Below are 398 nucleotides of genomic sequence, written 5' to 3'. Positions count from 1 at the left end.
GCCGCCCGCGCCAGCGCCGCGTTCAGCTGCTGGCCCAGCGCCTGGATCTGCACCTCCGCCGCCGCGTCCTCCTCCGCGGCGACATCCAGCAGCGACTGCAGCGTAGAAATATCTGAACGCAGCGTCTCGACCAGCTGGCGCAAGGACTCGACCTCGCGCCGGCTGTCGGCCGCCAGTTCCTCCGCGTCGCTCAACTCCCGTTCCGCCGTCGACAGAAGAGCGGCCCGCTCCTCCGCCTCCCGCAGCGACGCACTCGCCTCGCGCTCCGCCCGGGCCTTCGCCGCCAGCGCCGCCGCCAGCTGCGCGCGCAGGTCGTCCTCGCTCGTCTCCGCCGAATCCCGCAGCGAGGTCAGCTCGGCCTGCGCCTCCTCCAGCGCCGCCTCGGTCTCTTCCTGCGC

The 398-nt window shown here is 73.6% G+C and carries 1 pseudogene; it reads right to left on the bottom strand.

The features are described from left to right. Positions 1-398, bottom strand: a pseudogene (locus P1J78_RS25205) (peptidoglycan -binding protein); the annotation flags it as partial.

The sequence above is a fragment of the Psychromarinibacter sediminicola genome, assembly GCF_029168335.1.
In the GTDB taxonomy this organism is placed as follows: Bacteria; Pseudomonadota; Alphaproteobacteria; order Rhodobacterales; family Rhodobacteraceae; genus Psychromarinibacter; species Psychromarinibacter sediminicola.
This window is presented reverse-complemented; position numbering and strand designations above follow the sequence as displayed.